Here is an 18864-nt window from a genome sequence, read left to right as displayed (position 1 = left end):
TTATTGATTTTTTGAGACCGAAACATTGACATTCATTCCTGAGAGTAATTTTGCAGCTCCCTTACTCCGATCCAGTTCGATACGAACAGGAACCCGCTGTACGATCTTCACAAAATTACCGGTCGCATTGTCCGGTGGAAGCAATGAAAAAGAAGATCCTGTTGCTGGCGAAATAGAAATTATCTTTCCATAGAATGTTTCATCTGGGTAGGCATCCGCAACAACCTCTACACGCCCACCAAGGGAGAGATAACGTAATTGCGTTTCCTTAAAATTGGCTGTCACCCAAGTTGGTGTCTCTGCATTGACAATAAATCCCAGCACCTCACCCGGATTTACCATCTGTCCTTTTTCAATGCTACGTTTCCCTACCCGGCCATCATAGGGAGCCCGGATTACGGTATATCCCACATCAAGATGCTTTCGGTTTGCAGCAGCTGACAAGCGTGCTTTCTCCGCATTGATTACCCCTTTTTTCACATCAACATCATTCACCCGATCTTTTGAGGCTTCCAGCTTATGCTGTAATGCGGCAAGTTCACTTTTATACACCTCCAGTGTGGCTTTTATATCCTCCAATTGCTGTGCTGTAGCAGATTTTTCATCAAACAGAAACTTGTAGCGGTCGTATTCAAGTTGCTGTTTCGTCACCCGCGCTTCAGCCGCTGCAATGGATTGTTCCAATGATTCATGTTCGGCCTGCAATATTTCTTTTTGACTGCCCAGCACACTGATTTCCGCATTTTCTTTATTTATCGAAGCTGAAGCCTGATCAGCTTCATATTTGTACTCCCGGTTGTCGATCAGCAGTAAGGTATCGCCACGCCTGACCGATTGATGATCTTTATAATGAACCGAAACAATGTAACCGCCCACGCGGGAGATGATAGGATTAATATACTGGGTCACTTGTGCATCATTGGTATAAGTATACCGGATACGCAGCCAGAGTATCCTCCCGCCCCATAGTAAAAGTGCCAACAAAGCAATCCCAGCCAACCAATTGGTGATTCTGGTCAATTGTACTTCGGTCATTGACCGGCCTGATTTAGGTTTCATTAGATCGTACCCTTCAAAAATTCAATAAAATAATAATGTTTTTGTATCGCGATCCGGGCTGATTCCAGATCAAAGTTTATCTTGAGGCATTGCATATCTGCATCTAACAGATCGGTGACCAATGCCGAAGACTTGAAATACCTATTTTTAATAATACGAGCGTTTTCATTGGCAAGGGCCAGATTTTTTTGGCAGACCTCCCGTTGTTCCAGTGCGAGGTTATAATCCAAGTAGGCCTGTAACAGTTCATTTTCCACCTTTTCCTCTTCATAATGGTGTTTTACCTCTTCCCGCTTCAAAGCAAGCTGGGCACCCCGAACAATATTTTTATTAAGGTAGAGGGCGGATATCGGGATGTTCAATTTAAGTCCTACGATATTTAAATTGTACCAGCTCGCATTATATGGATATAAAAATACCTGTGGATTCGCAAAAGTAAATGTATTGGTTAGGCCCAGTTCGGGCAGGTAGTTTGACTTCGCCTGTTTGATACTCATTTTTTTTAGCGCAACTTCCTGTTCCGATTTCAGCAGTACAAAAGCCTGTTGTTTGGCAACGGCTACAATCTCGGCATAATTCAGCGGATGAATGTCCATCGTGGTACACATCGGGATAATTTCCTGTCGTATATCAGCGATCAGCTGCAATTTTTGGTTGAATGCTTTGATATCATTTGTGATCTGTACCAAAAGCAGTTCGCGCTTGGATAATTCGAGTGAAATCCGTAACACATCACTGTGCAGCACAACACCCGCGGTATAACGGTGTTCGATCTCTTTCAATTGCGTCCGTTGATCTTTGATATCCTGCTCGATCAGCAATTTGTTGCGATAGGCTAAATCCAGATCCAGAAACAAGTTACAGATCTCCAGCTTGATCTGTGCTGTGGTGCTTTTCCACTCAATATTGGCCAGTTCCATTTCGAGTTTTTTTGATTCTATTTTCATAAGGTCCCGATGGCCATTGTAAAGGTTCAGGTAGAAATCGAGTCCAGTGTCATATAAATAATGGATAACCTCATGTTGTGATGGTTTGGCAAATATCCCCCGATCGTAGACCGGCATATTGCTCGCATAACTGGCGGAAGCCCTGACACTGATTTTCGGCAGCAATTCCATCCGCTGCTGCTGTACGGCAACCGCTTTTTCCTGTAACTGCAAATGCGACTGTTCAATGTACTTACTGTTTTGCAGCGATTTACTGATCAGATCAGCAAGCGAGATGCGCAGCGAGCCTTGAGCCTGCGTTTCTAAAACCGAGCATAGGAGCACCGCTACAGTGCTTATTGCTTTTGTCCGATACGACGAAAAAAAATTCAATGTCTTTCTGTTATTTTTTGCGTTGCAAACTTAGATACTAATTGGAAAATGCATTTCTTCACAAATGCCAATATGTTACGGAAAAAAGACATTTTTCAATCAATTATCAATAAAAGAGTAAAATCTGCCAAAAACAGGAGCCAGATGGAAAACAATACGACTACTTTGCCTATTATACTTATATATACTATCCACAGTAGCTATTAGGTTGATATCATTTACATATTAGTTGATCATGAAAAAAGCCATCTTATTATTCCCATTAATCCTGATACAAATGAGCCAGGCGCAAGAATTTCTATCTGCGGCAGATTCCGATCCCAATAAATTGGGGTGGATGCAGGGATTTCCGCCACCGCAAGACCGAATTATTTCGGCGTTGGACGGTACATTTTTTAAGTTTCCAGCGCTACGTTACAGTGTTTGCCATATGCGTGAATTCTTTCCCTCGAAAGTAGTTCCTGCGCCCCTGATCAATCGTTATTCTTTTTCCACCGCCCAAGATTCGGCCATTGATAGCCTAAGCTTTCGACCTCTTGGGCATGAAAAGTCTATCAGCTGGGCAGAATCTCTTTTAAAAAATTATACTGATGGCATCCTTATTCTTCATAAAGGGCGTATTATTTACGAAAAATATTTTGGTGCATTGACTCAAGAAGGCATACACGCGGCGATGTCCGTTAGCAAAACATTCACCGGTACCCTGGCTGCGCAACTCATTGCAGAAGGTCTCTTGGTTGAAAACAAGTACTGTCGGGATTACGTTCCTGAACTTGCACATTCTGCTTTTGGCGATGCTACGGTACGTCAGGTGCTGAACATGACCACAGGCCTGGAGTTCAGTGAAGACTATGCTGATCCGAATGCGGAAATATGGGCCTTCTCCAAAGCCGGAGATCCCTTCCACTTCCAGCGAAGTAGCGATGAACCGGCAAACTACTTTGATTACTTAAAGACGGTAAAGAAAAAAGGTCAACATGGTGACGCATTCGGCTATAAAACGGTCAATACGGATGTGATGGGCTGGATAATTTCGCGGGTATTGAACAAGCCCTTGTCACAAGTACTTTCCGAAAAAATTTGGCAGCCATTGGGAACCAATTTTGATGCCTATTATCTGATCGACGGCGCGGGTATATGCTTTGCGGGCGGAGGACTTAGCGCCAATCTTCGTGATATGGCCATGTTCGGTGAGATGGTGCGCAACAAGGGCTATTTTAACGGTAAACAGATCCTCGCGAAGGAAGTGGTTGAATCCATCCGCTCTGGCGGAAGCCAGCCTGCTTTTGCAAAAGCCGGCTATACTAATCTCAAACAGTGGAGTTATAAAAATATGTGGTGGGTAAGCCATAATGCCGATGGAGCTTTCTGTGCACGTGGCGTCCATGGACAGACGATCTATATAGATCCCAAAGCAGAAATGGTGATCGTCCGATTTGCCTCACATCCGATTGCTTCCAATTCAGCCAACGATGCGTATTCCCTGCCTGCTTATCAGGCCGTGGCGGACTATTTATTGAAAAGATGAAATTAAGATTTCCAAAAATATTTCTGTAACCGGACGAAAGGTATTGAAATTTCAATCCCCAAAAAAATAAAACAAAACAACTGTAAATCAACTACTTTCAGTTTATCAACTTATTTTTCAGTTTTAAAACTGAAAAATAAGTTGATAAACTGAAAAATAAGTTATAGCTTTAAACTATGGAAGAATTAACAAAAAAAGAAGAAGAGGTTATGCACGCAATATGGAAATTAAAGCAGGCCTTTGTCAAAGATATTATTGAATATATGGATCCGACCCAAACAACACCCTATAATACGATATCATCCATTGTACGGATTTTGGAGAAAAAAGGATACGTGGGTTTCAATGCCTATGGAAAGACGTACCAATATTATCCATTGATCTCCAAGATGCAATACCGAAAGTTTTTCTTTTCGCGTGTAATGAACAAATATTTTGATGATTCTGTCGAAAACCTGGTGTCATTCATTGTCAAGGAACAAAAGATCAGCGAAACGGACATCGAGAAAATCAAGGAAATTATCAATAAAAATAAAGAAGATGAATAACCTGTTTTCCTATACTATAGAGGCCAATATCAGTTTACTTATTTTAGTCTCGCTCTTTATCCTGGCTTTTAGGCAGCTTTCATTTTTCGGCTTGAACCGATATTTGCTTATTGCCCTGGTTAGCTTTTGTACCCTGGTTCCCTTTCTTAAATTTAAGACCGATTCTGTCGAATTAATCGATTCGAAAACAAAGCCAAATCCGGAAATACTACAGCAAGAGCAGTTAGATTATTCCAATGCCCACCTTTCGATCGAATCCGAAGAGCAGCCCAATCTATGGGATCGGATGGAGTTTAAAAAAATACTCGCGTATGCTTATTTAGTGATTGCCGGCTTCTTTCTGACCCGATTAGTTTATCGCAGCTTAAAACTCCTATTTTATTTAAAGAAGATGGATTTTCAGAAGCATCAGGGAATTAAAGTGATCGCGCCATTCAATCGCTTCAATAATTGCTCGATCTTTCATTATATCGTAATGGATAGAAACACACTTGAAAGTCCCGAAGGTAAGCTCATCTTTGCCCATGAGGCGCAGCATATTCTAAAAGGACATGCCTGGGACAAATTATATATCGAACTGATGTGCTGCTTCTTCTGGATAAACCCGGCCATTTATTGGGTCAGGAAAGAATTGCATCGTCTGCATGAATTTCAGGTCGACCGTGCGGTGGGAGAATGCTATGGAAAGACCGATTATGCGAGCTTCCTACTGAACCTGACACAACAACATCAACAATTAGATTATATGCAAAGTAGAATTTTAAAAAACCAAAATGAACTGGTAGAACGTGTCGACAGACTGATGCGAAATCTATCACCACGCACGAAAGGTTATCAGTATCTGCTGTTAGTTCCTTGTATATGCGTATTAATTGTCTCTTTTTCTTTTATTAATCCCCCGAAAGAAAAAATTACCGTTTCCGGCGCTGTTAAAAACGGTGCAAAGACCATTGTGCTGGATCCGGGCCATGGCGGCAAAGATAGTGGAGGCACCAATAGCAAAGGGCTCAAAGAGAAAGATCTCACTTTACAGGCTTGTAAAATGATTCAAAATGAACTCGAAAAAGAAGGTTTTCAGGTTGTATTGACCCATTCGAAAGACGAATTTATGATGCTCAAAGACCGTGCAGCCTTTACTGGCGATGCCTTAATTTCGATCCATTTTGATGTTGACCCTTCAAATGCCAAACGGCCAATCGGCCTGCTGTATCCAAAGGCGGTTGAACTGCCCAAGATACAGGATCAAAGCCGCGAGCTTGCGTTCCGTCTCACACAAAATTTACAAAAGCATGGATTGAACACGCAAAAACCAGCTGAAAGCCATAGCCACGCGATCTTACGGGGAGCGAAAATACCGGCACTCATTGTCAGCTTGGGAAATATGAATACCTTTTCCAATACCTTGGATCCAGAATTTATCAGCGCTTTTGCCCAAGCCTTAAAAACTTCGCTGTCGGAATAATTTTCTGTAAAATTACCAGACCGATCCTTTTTACAGAGATGTCAAACAATAGAAGGTTCCCTACAGGGAATCTTCTATTGCGTTCCAGAGTTCAATACGCTTTTTAAGCGCCTCTTTACTGACTATTTTCATTTCCTCCCACTTTTCATCATCGTCTTTGGCCAGATCGCCGATCATCTGCATGGCCAAGGGACCATGTTCATCACCGTCCAGATCAATATGACGTTGGAAATAGTAGATAAAATTATCTAAGCTTGATTCAGGAAAGTTGGACTTCAATTCCTGTAAGATGGAAGTAAACATTCCCGGTATAAGGTCTTCACGACCGAATGTAAAGGCAGCAGCAATTTTATGTACCTCGCCTTCTTCGATCAGTTCAAATGTAAAATTCAGAAAATCTTTGATCCTTTTATCCAAGGTTGTTAATGCGATGGCATCAAAAATACTTTTAGATTGCTTAGCATGGGTTATAAACTTATTGACGAGGTGAAGATCAGCGCCCATTTCATTCATTGCATCCAAATACATTTCAAAATGGCTCAAACGGCGACCATCAATATATTCGTCGGACTCCTCCGCTAAAACAATTTCATTTATCAGATAACGTGTTGATGGATGTTCACTTGCAAACCAAGGCAATGTTGTACAGGTTAATTTAATCTGTAAAGCTTTTAATAAAGACATAAAATCCCATACAGCATACACATGCCCTTCTGTAAAAGAACGTAGATTCTTGATCGTTTTGATTTTACGATACAAAGGGTGTTGCAATAATACCTCGCGTTCGGCAGCAATGTATTCGTTAATTTCCGCAATTCTATTCATGCCGCAAAAGTATTGTCTTATCGCTGTTTTTTAAAGTATTTTCGACGAGATTACAGTATCATGATAAATTATCAGTCGCCTATCCACTTCATAACCAAATCAAAGCTGAATGTCCAACCTCACTTTTGAATGTCCTTATCTTCCAAACTACATCCAGTTACGACTAAAAACAAAAATATTTTTAATTATAAAAAATAATCTACTATATTTGTAGAGTATTCAGAATTGCATGATGCAATACCAACCGAGTGTAGACACCGCGGTGGTAAATTAATACGGGTTTCGACCAAAATAAACGTTAAACAACGCTTATTTTCCCAACAAGATCTGGATACAGTTTATGGTTTAATCCTTTAAATTTTTAAATTGTATGGCTACAACAACAAATCTTTACCAACACTTACTGGAAAAATTCAACTACTATTCCACGGACGAACTGATTCAGCTCAACAACGACACAATCTTAGGCCAAGGCTGGGGTTCGGCTAAAGCAACCTTCAGAACCGCTTTAATCAGCACGTTCTCCAAAAGAGGACTGGATCTTTCTAATATTATTTCTAAGGAAGATGGGTTTACCTCAGTGAAGCAGGTACCAGTGCGTTTGGAACACAATGTATTGATTCCACTGCAATCCTAATTTCTAGCTACATCATCTCAATTTTTCGTCTGCTCTTCTGATATCCAAGCATACTTTATGCGATTTATACTGTTGGAAGAGCGGATAAAAAAGTTGTCACAAGAAATAGAATTGTCAAAAAAGGGTAGGCCTAGCCTACCCTTTTGTCAATGAGTGATGATATTTTAAGGTATTATTGAGCGAATATGCAGTCTGCCGGGCATCATCCTGATAAGACGATAGGTCTTCACAATTCCGAATATCTGCAACATCTACTTTTTTTCTTACTTTGCTGATGACCTGATTTAACTCGGTTCTCCAGTTACCCGGATCACCAAAATCGTCCATCCAATTTTTACTGATAAACTTCTTGTAGTTCAAAAGCAAAATGTACAATTCCTCACCACTACCAGCGCGATTAATTGATGTACGCCAGTTCTCTAATTTTTCTTTAAAACTCATAACCAGCAATATACAAAAAAATAGGGACATTCCAAAATCACCTTAGTTGAATTGGATGAATATTATATACTTTTCCTTTCTCCGTGATAATTTTTAGGTGTAGCAAACGGAGAACAGGTAGTGACCAAATTATACCTTTTAACGGTACTTGTTCAGTCATTGTTCAGTGATTACTCAGTACAAACTGAATAAACAGTGACTGATTACTGTCTAAAAACTGATTGAAATTTGTCTTTAGGTTTAATTTGATATCAACATGTTTCCGTTTTAATATCTATCCGGATTATCTATAGCCTCACCAGGCTATTGCTTTGGAACTGCCGAACCTCATTTCATAAATTTTAGTATCTTTCATCTTCCTACTGGAAACCCGCCCGATCATGGAGTTCGAAATATAGACTGACAACATCAAAATTATATGCGATAAAAAAAGCGGAGAATAAACAGTTTATTCTCCGCATAAAATAATGTTTAGGATCACTTACGGATTAATAACCAAGCTGCTCCCCAATCCGGTCATAAATCCCGGACCTATATTTTGTGCTTTCAGCAAATCCCGATGTTTGGCATCCAATTTTGGAGCGCCAGCATCCGCTGCGGCCGCAAAAGGATAGTTACCCACAAAGGCACCCAACACCGGACTAGTACTGGTCGGCTCATAGATTCCGTCGGTTGTCAGTGTATATTGTGGGTTCTGACGTATAAATCCAGCTGGAAGCTGTTGGCTTGTTGGCACATCAAATACAATATTTCCCATATAAGTAAAATTAACAGGTTGATCTGTAAAAGTCAGCATGGTTGAAGTAGCAGCTTGTGACACCACATTATTGGCGATATGTCCGTCTGTTGGTGGCAAAGTACGACCGTTTCCCCCTTTCCCTGAACCAATATCAAATGACTGTTTACATTTAATCATTGTATTGGCCACCACCTTCACACGTTTTACCTGAAAATAGCCGCTTAATGGTGAGTTAGGTACACCGTCCATGATGGCCAGGGGAGCTTTCTGTCCTGTTCCTGCCATATTCTGGAAGTAATTATTGTAGACAATATGGTCCTCTCCGATTATCCGGATACCACCCGCTGCACTATTGCCGTTACCGACAAAATAGTTTCCATAAACAGCAGAACCATTACCATGTCTTAAGCATAGCGTTCCCTGGCTCTCATGGAAGAAATTATTGCGGATGGTATCGGCTCCCATTTTATTCGAGATAATTTCCGTTTCGCCGTTACAGCGTTGAAAGATATTATCTTCAATCGTCGTGTATGCATTGGTCATGGACCAGTCGCTTGTTCCGATACGGATTGTTTCGCCACCATTATCAGGTAACGCAGCCCGTTCGCCAAAGAAATTGTGATCAATCCGATGCTTCATCGTTTTACTTGTTCCCCAAACAACCATTGTAGGTCCTTGATGTAATTTCCCCTTGAGATAACAATGATCAATACGATGGTTGGATCCGTTAATGGAAACCCATCTATAGTCAGTAGTCGCAGCAGGTGGATTATAATCCACAATAGCGGTGTTTGTTAACCTACAGTTGGATGAAGAAGAGGTAAAATCAACCACATTCTTTCCAGAAGTATAGCCCTCCTGAAAGACCAGACCATTGACAACAAGCCATTTACCTGTAATGCTAATGGAGGAAGTACCCGTCATGGTCACAGTGCCGGGTTGCTCAGCCATTAGTACAATAGGTTGCTGGCTGGTACCTTGGGCATTAAATGTCAATTCCTGATTTGTCCATTGTCCCGATTTCATGATCACCGTGTCGCCTGGCTGTAGACTTAAGGCCTGAAGGTCGGCAGCCGATTGAATAGTATGGCACTGCACACAGGCGATACCATTTAGTTGCAATTTTACCGCAGCCGGTTTTTCACAGCTACTCCCCATCACCAATAACAGCGATAAAGAGGATAATACTGAAAAGTTTCTCATCATATTTACATTTGTTTATAAGGTTCTTTTTGCAAGGATCACCTAAAATGGATACACCGTGGTATTGCCCTTAGATCCAAAAACATGGACCACGCCATTCGTTGTCACATAACCGCCAGACCTATTCGTTGTTTTATCGTTGATCTGAATCGGTGCCAGATCATTGTTATTGACCAGTTTTAGATACATCACACCCTCTTGGTTGAAACCTTTTCCCTCATTCATGTACCCTAACAGCGAGCTTTTACTTGCCACAGTATTTGGGGGAAGCAATGTCTTGGCTTTTACATTGGAAATAGTCAATTTATCAAAGTTGTAATTTCCCTGTAAAATGAGATAAAGAAAATAGTTACGAACATCATCGCGATTATAATCTTCCCATTTTGTAGCCGGGCGGGTAATGGGTTTACCTGTACCATCAACACCGGTTACAATGGGAACATCGAAGAAAAGTCCTGCAGTTACCTTCTTCGTTTTGGCATCCCAAGTCTTTATCGCCTCATTATGTAAAAAGATAAAGGTGCGATCCGTCTTATCTAGCTCCTCAAGACCAATACCAGCATAATCCAACCCCTTACGCATCCATTTAAAGACCGTATCCGACGGGTTCTCGGGAGTTTCATAGGAACGATTTTCCAAAAATTTACGTGCACTGATCCCAATATTGGGATCCAGTGTTTTATGCTTATAATCATAGTTTTCCTGCAATTCCATATCAAAAAGGGAACAGCCCGTTGTCAGTAAAGTCAGGAGGACTACTCCTACTTGTATCCACTTGATGTTAAAATTTCTTTTCATGATTTCCTTTTCTAAATTCCCGCATTAATCTGTATACCCCGGATTTTGAACCAACAAACTATTGGAGTTCAAAACATTTCTATTCAGCGGCCAGTAAGCTCGATTTTTAGGATCTAAGAATCCCGGCATTTCCAGATTTCCGGCATCCTCTTGCCTACGTTTCAGAATAGGGTCCATCACGGCCTTAACACGATTTGTCCTTACCAGGTCAAACCACCTTTTCCCTTCTCCGAAAAGCTCCAACTGCCGTTCGTTCAGGATTGCCGTTTCCAGTGCGTAGGGGCTCCCTACTTCAGGTGCATTCAGATCGTACAATGGAAGTTGAGCTCGTTTGCGCACAAAATTCAAGTATTTAATGGCTTTTTCCCTATCGCCCCTGGCATTCAGGGCTTCGGCATATAGTAGATAGATGTCACTCAGACGGTACATGGTTAGATAGACCGGAAGCAATTGATTTGTTGCGGGCCAAGGGTCAGCCTTGGTTGGATTTGCTTCTGTCGGATACCACTTAATAAATCGATCACGCTTATTGCTTGGCATACCGAAATAAACATCCAACGTCTGTTTTGGTCGAATATCCGGACTTGGGGTATTCGTTGTCTGCGGTAGAAACCAACTGTTCCAGATCCCCTCGTCCACAATCACCTGTTTGTTATTTGAGGTCCAGGAAGTTTGCATGCATGCACAGCCATTTTTCAGATAATCCCAGTGGATACTCCAGATCGTCTCTTTACTAGAAGACGGGTTTGTAAAGATGGTCTTCCAGGTCGCTGCATCCTGTAGATTGGTTTCATTTAAACCGGCATAAGTGACATTGGTCGGAGACTTTGCCAAGAATAACTTCTCAATCCACTTTATCGCATTTTCATGATCCCCTTGCCACATATATACGTCGGCCATGATCGCGCATATTCCAGCCTCGCCAATAGTCCACAAGGGGCTTTTGGCATCTTTTATAATCAACGAATAGGCTTTTTCCAGATCCGGAATGATGACGTCTTTTATGAGCTTCTCTTTCGGCTCTCGAGCTCTTTCAGCGGGTTGCTGCACATCTTCGTATGGCTCTAACCAGATCGGTGCATCACCCCAGACACGGACAATATAAAAGTAAGACATGGCACGAAGCGCATAACTCTGTGCTAAATAATCGTTCTGCATGGCCATGGTTATGCGACTATCCAATTGTGCAGCCTGCGGAATATATTTGATGTTATTATTCGCTCGCCCGATCGTTGTATATAGGCCACTCCAATCTGAAAAATCATTGGAAGGAGTGATACTGTTCAATACAATTTCATCCACATAGTCCTTGGTATAGCTAATAAAGCGATCAAAATTATCGGATCGATATTCTCCCCAGTAAAGATATTTCTCGGTATACTGTTCTTTTCCGACCATTTCAAGCTGAAAAGCACTATACATGCCAGCCATTGCAGCCCGTACATCATACATATTTTTGTAGTGCTGCTCCAATGTTCCATCTGCAAGGGGTTTTTCGTCAAGGAATTTTTTACAGCCACCCAAGGTGCCTAAAAAAAGTAATGCTGCTAAAATTTTTATTTTGTACATAACTGAAATCTTCTAAAAATTAACATTTACACCGAAACCAAACTCTCTCCTTCTTGGATAACGACCATCGTCCTCCCCCGGTGTCAACGGATTCGATGTACTGAATTCAGGGTCATAGCCCGTATAGTTCGTCCAGGTCAATAGATTTGTTCCATAGATATAGGCAGTAAGCCCTTTCATTTTCAATTTATTAGCCAAATTTGGACTAAATGTATAGGCGAGACGTGCACTGGCAAGCCGAATAAACGAAGCATCTTCGATATAAAGACTGTTTTGGTTCGTCTTCATGTTTCCGCGGTTATTTCTTTCAGGATAGTAGGGATACTTGGCCTCATCGCCTGGTTTACGCCATACATTGTATACCATATCCGGTGACCCAGCTCCAGTATTTGAAGGATAATTCTGGCGTTGTAGCAAAGCGTTATACACTTCCCCGCCGATTGCGCCATTGAACAAAACATTTAAAGAAAAGCGTTTGTAGGTAAATGTCTGCATAAAACCAAAATAGAAATCAGGAGTAGGATTTCCCAGAATCATACGGTCATCATCGTTGATCAAGCTATCGCGTTTGTTGTTGAGCCACTCAGCATCCCCGCCTTTCAGCTTACCGTCCGGAGCATACAGATGATGTACCGTACCCTCGTAATTTTGACCATTTGATGTATACACTGGTTTACCGTCACGGTACAATGGCTTACCTTGGTCATCGAGCACCAGTGTCAGCTTATCCCAGTTGTCGTTATAGGCATTGGATTCATCCCAAGCATATACACCGAGATTACGCCATCCGTAAAAATTACCGATTCGTCCACCTTCTTCGAGATACCATTTATTACCCGGAAAGAAAGGAATACCGTCGGCCAGTTTTACCACTTTGCCACGCTCAAAGGAGATATTTCCATTGATTTCCCAGCTGAAATTTGATTTAACAATCGGTCTGGCACTTACGACAAACTCCATTCCTCGGGTTCGGATTGATCCCACATTTACCTGAAGTTTGGTATACCCGGTTTCTTTTGGCAGTTCCCTTGGATATAATAGATCCGTGGTTGTTTTCACATAATAGTCCGCAGTAAAGCCCAACCTTCCATTGAGAAATGTAAGATCCAAGCCCACATTATTCTGCGTAGTCATTTCCCATTTGATCAAATAATTACCTAATGTCGGCGTCATCGCAGCTCCCCCTACACCATTATAATTTCCGCCAAATGCTACTTTGGCATACGATTCGTAATCCCCAATTTTATCATTTCCGAGCTGTCCAAAACTATATCTGAGTTTAGCATCCTGTAATGCCGGTTTAGCCCATTTCATAAAATTTTCGTCAGAGAATCGCCAAGCGGCTGATCCCGAGAAAAAATTCCCCCATTTGTTACTAGGTCCAAACCTTGAAGACCCATCTCTCCGATAGGAAGCCTGCAGGAGGTAACGGCTTTTATAATTGTAGCCGATCCTGCTGAATAAGGAAGCTGTCGCATTTGCAGTCGCCGATGTATAGGTCTTTGATGAAGTCAGGTAATCTGGAAATGTAACCAGAACCTCTTCGTTGACGCTGTTCAGATATTCAGAGTGGAAACGATCGAAACGTCTACGATCTGCACTGAATCCCAATAGGGCATATACATTATGGTCCTGCGCGAATGTTTTGTTATAATTGGCAAATGCCTGGAATTCCCAGGAAAATGTCTTGGTAAATTCATTCGAACCACTGTTCTGATCTTTATTGGCCGAAAGAAAACGAGGCGAAAAACCCGTATTTTGCAAGTTGTCCAACCGCGCATTAAACAACGTTGTCAGCTTCAGATCATTTGTTAATTGATAGTCCAATTGGTTATTAAATTGGCCTGAATAGGTTTCGTCAATATTTTGTTCATACAATGCATTGGCGATGGGATTTCGTTTAGATCCAACATAACTCGTTAATGATCCGTCAGGATAATAGATTAATGAATATGCCGGCCTGTCCATAACGACGCGCACCGTATTGGCGATTGGAATAGTATTGCCTTTTTGCCAGGAGAAGGAGATATTGTTTGAGTATCTCAGTTTCGATGAAGCTTGATACTCCACGTTGATCCGCGACTGCAAACGCTTTGCGTAGCTATTCAGGATAATGGACTTGTCATCCAAATAGTTTAAACTGCTGTAATAACGAAGATTTTTTTGGCCACCTCCTACACTTAACTTGATCTCCTTCTTTTGGGCAAGATTGCCGAGAAGCAATCGCTGAAGATCATTATCTGCATTAAAGCTTGGATTTAGGGAGTCGATATTGCTATTTTGTCCCTGTATATTTCTAAACTCGCGGACTTCAGCCGAATTGCTCACCGGAATATAATGTGCCAAACGGCCAAAGAGATGATTATAATTAACATTAATCAGAGGTTTCCCTTCGGCACCACGCTTGGTTGTGATCAAAATAACACCATTCGCTGCGCGCGATCCATAGATGGAGGCAGATGCAGCATCTTTTAATACTTCGATGTTTTCGATATCCGTAGGGTTAATATTTGCGCCATCCGGATTGATAACGCCATCGACCAGATATAAGGGCCCGTTACCGCCGTTCAAAGTTGAGGTTCCCCGTACCTGTATGGAGCCCGTTGCCCCCGGAGCACCACCGCCATCATTAACAATCAGTACACCAGCTGCTTGTCCCTGCAGGGCATCAAATAGATTAACGGGTTGTCTTTCCTGGATTTTTTTTGCGCCGACAGAAGATATTGCTCCGGTTAGGTCCCGTTTTTTGGCTACGCTGCCATAACCTGTTACAACAATCTCATCCAATGCATTGTCATTTTCGACCAGCTGTACATCAATTTGTCCCTGCGCACCGACCGTGCGTTCCTCTACTTTCATCCCCACTTGACTAAAAACTAGTGTACTTGTGGGAGTAGCCTCAATCTGATACTTACCCGCTGCATCTGTGCTTGTCCCTTGGTTCTTTCCTTTTACCCGGACGCTTACCCCCTGCAGTGCGTCACCTTTGCTATTGCTCACCTTACCGGAAAGCCTAACATTTTGCTGTGCAAAGAGCGGTAAACCCATACTTCCCATCATTAAAAATAGGCAGAGTACAAAGCACCCCATTTTTGTGATACTTTTCATCATAAGTTAGATATTTATTAATTGGTTATTTATTATGCTAAGGTCCGCTTGGCTCCCATAGCCACATTCCGTCACAGCTTCCATATAGATCGAAGCTCATGACAAAACTATCCGTATTCCTTTATTGGTTATTTTTTATAATTCGTTATTACCCCAAATATCGCATACATACGCTCGTCAGAGGGTGTAAATTCTGTTCTTTTTAGCGGTAAAAAATGATCAATTGACCTCAAATATTTATTTATTTGATCAATAGGAATCAGTTATTCTGTTTTTTTCAATTTTGACATAAATTCAAATTGAACCCTTCCGTACGTGTTTGGTTTTCCGGCCTGCGTTCCGGATATTTCTCCGAAAAGCTGCCCTTTTGCATTTTTTTTGATCAGCACCCGGCGCCATGAATACATTCCTTTTTCATAGTCAAAGCTCACACCATCATCATCGTAGAGCTGATAATTTCCCTCCTTCTCCCCGTAGTGACGAATGGTCAGATCAACTTTCTCATTGGGGAGCGGTGTATGTAAACGACTGCCCATCATGGGTATAATTCCACCATCTTTGACGTAAACAGGTATACGGTCCATGCCCGGATCAGCAAGGATCTCTTCGCCATTGCCCACATATTTTCCGGTATAGAAGTCATACCAGTTGCCTTTGGGCAACAATACCTTTCGGGATGACTCTCCAGCAAATAAGGGCGCGACCAGGATATATTCGCCACACATATATTGATCCTTTACTTCCCTATTGACAGCTTCCAGGTAAGGATTTGTTTCCAGATCTTGATTGCCCAAGACAGCCTTAGCCTGCCCCTGGAAGCCCTCTTCCAATACCATCGCCCGGAAAGGCGGTGTGCCCTCAAAATGATACTTTGCAAATTCGGAATATAAATATGGCATCAGCTCCATCCTTAATTGTGCATAGTATTTCACCTGATCAGCGACTTCGGGAAAAGACCAGGGTTTTGTCCCGCTGGACCAGGCATTGATCATAGCCATTGGCGAAAAGACAACGGATTGAAAACGACGTAACCATTCTTGTCCTGTTTTCGATCCTCGTACTTCCGGCGTCCATAGTACACCGCAAAATCCACTATTGACCAGTGCTGTGATAAAATCTTGATGACTGTAATAATCATTGTAGATGACATAAGGCAAATTATTGGCTCCGGCATTCGATGCGCGCACCAGCCCATAAGTTCGCGTTTTCTTGCTCCGATATAAACTATCTGTCAGTTTCTGCGCGAGTACACCATAGGTTTGTCGCATCTGGATCCCACTGATACCCGAGGGAAATTTGGCCATATCGGGCCAAAGGTAATAATCGTACCCATCGACTTCATCCATTTTATAACCGCTGACACCAATGTTGAGCTGCGCATCCATGAACTGTTTAGCAAGGATCTTTCTGGCCTCAGGATGATTTAAATCTGGCACCGTACCGCTCCATACCGTATGGGAGCCCGTATATGGTTCGATGGCCTTACTGATCCCAGCTTCGGGTGAGATATATGGATTCGTCCAGAGGTTTAGACGGATTCCCTTGGTGGCCAACTTCTTGATCAGCGAAGCAGGATCTGGAAAACGTCCTTTATCCCATTCAAAGGTACATGGGTAAGCACGCGACTGCCACCCGGGCTCAAGACCGATGAAATCAAGTGGAAAACCATGTTTTTCAAACTGGTCAGCTTCATTAAGCACCTCTTCGGCAGTGTAGAGTTTCTGCACGCGTTGTGTAAATCCAAGACCCCATCGCGGCGGTAATGTGCCGCCACCACAGAAGAGATTGTATCTTTTGATGGCGTCCAGGGGGTTGATGCCTGCGAAGACATAAATTTCCACGCCTGCAGCCGGGATATAAATCTCCACCGCATCTGAGTAAGGACGCGAGTTCCAGCTTTTATCGGTATTACGATCCTTGGCTTCCGCTGGTTCCTTTGCATCTTTACGAACACCGGTACCAACATAGTAAGTCAGGTACTGGGCAGAATTTACAAGCACACCATAGCCCCTGGAAGAAACATAAAAAGGAACAGGAGCATGTGTACGACCGTTATCTTTACCTCCATAATGGTCAACATGCAGGTTGAGGATCTTACCACGTTGGTGAACAGTCTGGAAATTCAGGCCTAAACCATAGATCTGTTCATTTTTTGTCAATGGCATCCGTACATAGGTTTTCCCGTCAATCAGTTCCGCATGAACCTCCATTTTTGGTAATGGAAAATCAGTTGACTGTAGCTGTTCAAGTGTTGCGGCCCGCGGTTTAATAGCAGCAGCACCTAGCAGCGTGTATTTCTCGGGTTGACCGAAAGTACCTTTCCATACACCCGGATACTGCTCCTTCCACTGAATAGGTTGTGCTTTTGCCTGACTACAGAGCAACAGCATAAGAATCATTAGTATTCTTTCCATTGCAGTTATTTTTTTAACAGTGCATATACACACCAAAGTATGGGAGCCTGTCCATGCATATCACCCGTTTTTTGTTTTCGGTCTAGATAATATTGATAATCATTTTTTCGGTTGGTACCCTCACAGACATTGGCGATATCTCCTTGTTCGTTAATGTAACCAACGAGAGCCAACCAAGCCTTGCGAGCGATCGGTGCATATTCATTTTCATCCAGCCAACCATTTCGCACTCCCGTAACCAAGGCATAAGTAAACATGGCTGACCCGGAAGTTTCCACCCAGGATTCCGGTTTATCAATCAGCTGTCCCCATAGACCGTCTCCCCGCTGATACTTTTTGAGACTTGCCATCATTTTTTTGTAAGCGGCTAATATTGCAGGTCTATTGGGATTATCGGTTGGTAAGGAAGACAACAGTTCACTCATCCCTGCCGCCATCCAGCCATTTCCCCTTCCCCAAAAGAAAGGTGCATCCGGCGCATGATAGAATAGACCATTCTCCTTTTGGATGGTATCGAGGTAGACCAGCATTTCATGGGCGGCTCTATCGATATATTTACGTTCCCCCGTCACCTGAAATGCCTTGGACTGCACCATCGTGATCATATACATATCGTCTATCCAATAACGTGTCTGCCAGGTCAATCCCTTGTCCAAAAACTTTTGGTAGTTATCCTTCACCGCTTGGGGTGAATCAATTGGGATAGTCCATTGCGCATCGGCGAAACGCATCCCCATCTCCCGAAAGGTTTTGTTTTTTGTCTGCTGATAGAGTTCCAAGGGAACGGTTCCAAATACTGCAAAATCCACATGCCAGGGCCGTGGCACCAAATGTTTTTCCGTATCAAAAAAAGGCATAAAGCGTTTGGTAAGCTGCTCAAGTAAGACCTTATCCTGATTGATATCAGCAAACTTCAGGGCACCATACCAGGTACAGACTTCGGGGTAAGTAATAGATCGGGGGGGCGCCGGTGGTTTAAAGCTGTTATGTGGACTTTCGACAAAACGCTGCGCGACCAAACGGCCCACGGTTACAGGATTGGCCTTCTCGGGCCAGTTTTTTAAATCGATGCTTTGTGCCTGGCCATATAGTGCCACGAACACAGCAATACCCGAGAGTATTGACCTCAAAACATTCATCATTAGCTTGGTTTATATTCAGTTATTACACCAAATATCGCTATGTAGCAGCTTTTTTGAGGGGTAATTTTCGGT

Annotated in this window: 14 protein-coding genes and 1 riboswitch; of the genes, 4 read left to right on the top strand and 10 right to left on the bottom strand. The window is 42.5% G+C overall.

Annotated features, from left to right (window positions below; all coding sequences use genetic code 11):
* Both ACK8HY_RS00570 and ACK8HY_RS00565 read right to left on the bottom strand, forming a co-directional pair.
* A complete protein-coding gene (locus ACK8HY_RS00570) occupies positions 1-1059 on the bottom strand; it encodes an HlyD family secretion protein (RefSeq protein WP_416132354.1) in 1059 nt (352 codons plus the stop codon).
* Positions 1059-2378, bottom strand: coding sequence for a TolC family protein (locus ACK8HY_RS00565; protein ID WP_416132353.1), 1320 nt, complete (start codon positions 2376-2378; stop codon positions 1059-1061). Before ACK8HY_RS00565 ends, ACK8HY_RS00570 begins: the two co-directional genes overlap by 1 nt.
* Positions 2379-2613: 235 nt before the next feature.
* On the opposite strand from ACK8HY_RS00565, the gene ACK8HY_RS00560 reads away from it, so the two are divergent.
* From ACK8HY_RS00560 to ACK8HY_RS00550, 3 genes are all read left to right on the top strand, one after another.
* The gene (locus tag ACK8HY_RS00560; RefSeq protein WP_416132352.1) at positions 2614-3906 is read left to right on the top strand and encodes a serine hydrolase domain-containing protein; all 1293 of its coding nucleotides are present in this window, start codon (positions 2614-2616) and stop codon (positions 3904-3906) included.
* A gap of 176 nt (positions 3907-4082) precedes the next feature.
* Positions 4083-4454 (top strand): BlaI/MecI/CopY family transcriptional regulator, encoded by a 372-nt coding sequence (locus ACK8HY_RS00555; RefSeq protein ID WP_077436147.1) that lies wholly within the window; start codon positions 4083-4085, stop codon positions 4452-4454.
* On the top strand, positions 4447-5916 hold the full coding sequence (locus tag ACK8HY_RS00550) for an N-acetylmuramoyl-L-alanine amidase (protein WP_416132351.1): 1470 nt from the start codon (positions 4447-4449) through the stop codon (positions 5914-5916). Before ACK8HY_RS00555 ends, ACK8HY_RS00550 begins: the two co-directional genes overlap by 8 nt.
* Positions 5917-5976: 60 nt before the next feature.
* On the opposite strand, the gene ACK8HY_RS00545 is transcribed toward ACK8HY_RS00550, so the two are convergent.
* Positions 5977-6741 (bottom strand): DUF3050 domain-containing protein, encoded by a 765-nt coding sequence (locus ACK8HY_RS00545; RefSeq protein WP_416132350.1) that lies wholly within the window; start codon positions 6739-6741, stop codon positions 5977-5979.
* A 210-nt stretch (positions 6742-6951) separates the two neighbouring features.
* Positions 6952-7045, top strand: a riboswitch (SAM-I-IV-variant riboswitch).
* Between the two features lie 66 nt (positions 7046-7111).
* Here ACK8HY_RS00545 and ACK8HY_RS00540 point away from each other — a divergent pair.
* Positions 7112-7378, top strand: coding sequence for a hypothetical protein (locus tag ACK8HY_RS00540; protein ID WP_077436141.1), 267 nt, complete (start codon positions 7112-7114; stop codon positions 7376-7378).
* A 135-nt stretch (positions 7379-7513) separates the two neighbouring features.
* On the opposite strand, the gene ACK8HY_RS00535 is transcribed toward ACK8HY_RS00540, so the two are convergent.
* From ACK8HY_RS00535 to ACK8HY_RS00505, 7 genes are all read right to left on the bottom strand, one after another.
* Positions 7514-7819, bottom strand: coding sequence for a hypothetical protein (locus ACK8HY_RS00535; RefSeq protein WP_416132349.1), 306 nt, complete (start codon positions 7817-7819; stop codon positions 7514-7516).
* A gap of 481 nt (positions 7820-8300) precedes the next feature.
* Positions 8301-9764 carry a polysaccharide lyase 6 family protein gene (locus tag ACK8HY_RS00530; RefSeq protein ID WP_416132348.1) on the bottom strand — a complete coding sequence of 488 codons (1464 nt, stop codon included), beginning with the start codon at positions 9762-9764 and terminating at the stop codon, positions 8301-8303.
* A gap of 39 nt (positions 9765-9803) precedes the next feature.
* Complete coding sequence (locus ACK8HY_RS00525) at positions 9804-10559, bottom strand: hypothetical protein (protein ID WP_416132347.1); 756 nt, start codon at positions 10557-10559, stop codon at positions 9804-9806.
* Positions 10560-10583: 24 nt separating this feature from the next.
* Complete coding sequence (locus tag ACK8HY_RS00520) at positions 10584-12128, bottom strand: RagB/SusD family nutrient uptake outer membrane protein (protein ID WP_416132346.1); 1545 nt, start codon at positions 12126-12128, stop codon at positions 10584-10586.
* A 12-nt stretch (positions 12129-12140) separates the two neighbouring features.
* Positions 12141-15239 (bottom strand): SusC/RagA family TonB-linked outer membrane protein, encoded by a 3099-nt coding sequence (locus ACK8HY_RS00515; protein WP_416132345.1) that lies wholly within the window; start codon positions 15237-15239, stop codon positions 12141-12143.
* 260 nt (positions 15240-15499) lie between these two features.
* The gene (locus ACK8HY_RS00510) at positions 15500-17650 is read right to left on the bottom strand and encodes a TIM-barrel domain-containing protein (RefSeq protein WP_416132344.1); all 2151 of its coding nucleotides are present in this window, start codon (positions 17648-17650) and stop codon (positions 15500-15502) included.
* A gap of 5 nt (positions 17651-17655) precedes the next feature.
* The gene (locus ACK8HY_RS00505; RefSeq protein WP_416132343.1) at positions 17656-18792 is read right to left on the bottom strand and encodes a glycoside hydrolase family 88/105 protein; all 1137 of its coding nucleotides are present in this window, start codon (positions 18790-18792) and stop codon (positions 17656-17658) included.
* Between the last annotated feature and the right edge of the window lie 72 nt (positions 18793-18864).

Origin of the sequence: Sphingobacterium sp. NGMCC 1.201703 (assembly GCF_047784615.1) — a bacterium.
Taxonomy (GTDB): Bacteria; Bacteroidota; Bacteroidia; order Sphingobacteriales; family Sphingobacteriaceae; genus Sphingobacterium.
The sequence above is the reverse complement of the archived record's forward strand: the minus strand, read 5'-3'. Positions and strand labels throughout refer to the sequence as shown.